Raw genomic sequence first — 1,027 nt, 5'->3', positions numbered from 1 at the left:
TTCTTGAAAGCTAAAAGCTGCTCACAGTAAGTATTTACCTATAGCGAGATTGCCTATTCCCTATTGCCTCTTGCAATACCCCTCTTCTGTCACTCTCCGAGTGTTAAAATTAAAGTGTGAAAAGATAAAAACGCTACAAATGAGGCAGAGCAATGGATGTAGAGTTACAAGTTCTAAAACATTTGGCAAGAGACGCACAATCAACAACGAGAGTAATAGATGAATATTGTGCCGAGTATAAAGACTTATTCAAAGAAGTAAGAAGTTATGAATGTTTTAAATATTTACATTTAGGAATAATTGCACCAATCAAGAGGAAATCATGGAGTCTGGCTGCCTTCTAGCCAAAAGGTTAGAGCCAATAAATGGTGTCAATTTAAAAGAGTATTTAGCGACGGAAAATCAGAAAATAGATATATTAGAGAAATAATTTATGGTAAAAAAGGAGCGGTAACATATTGGGAGTTAACTACCGATCCAGAAACAATGCCGTCCAATTCTACTTCATTTGTTAAAACGAATCTCCAAGGTAAACTCAAGAAAATTGTGGGCAATCTTTATGGATTAAGAACATGGGTAGAATATGGCTTTCGGCAATGTAAACAAGAATTAGGTTGGACAGACTACCGTTTTACTAATTTTAAGGATATTGAAAAGTGGTGGTCAATTATTTTTTGTGTTTACACAATGATTAGTTTAAATTCTCCCGCTTTTTTCGGCTTGAATCAAGCTCGTCAAATTGAACCTCATGTACAAGAAAGTAATTCTGTTGATTTTTCTGAGCATCAACAATGGGATCATGAACACGGATGGAAGAATGTGCTAAATAATCTTCGCTTAATTGTCCAACCACTGTTGCTATTTTGGTTAATTTATCCCTGGCTAGATATTTTTCCCAATTCCGATTTATTGCTGGGATTCAATCGTCTCATTAGTGCCATGAATGGATTTAAACCCTTTTATTCTTCTGGATAATTTAGTTGATTTACTACTTGCTTAATTCGGAGAGTGACAGAAGAGGGTTATA

At 35.1% G+C, this 1,027-nt stretch carries 1 pseudogene; it reads left to right on the top strand.

Features of this window, described 5'->3' with window-relative positions:
- Nucleotides 1–152: 152 nt before the first annotated feature.
- Nucleotides 153–975: pseudogene (locus tag PL11201_RS25595) on the top strand (hypothetical protein).
- Nucleotides 976–1,027: the final 52 nt, after the last annotated feature.

The sequence above is a fragment of the Planktothrix sp. PCC 11201 genome, assembly GCF_900009135.1.
Taxonomy (GTDB): Bacteria; Cyanobacteriota; Cyanobacteriia; order Cyanobacteriales; family Microcoleaceae; genus Planktothrix.
Note: the sequence above shows the minus strand (reverse complement) of the source record. Positions and strands in the feature narration are given on the sequence as shown.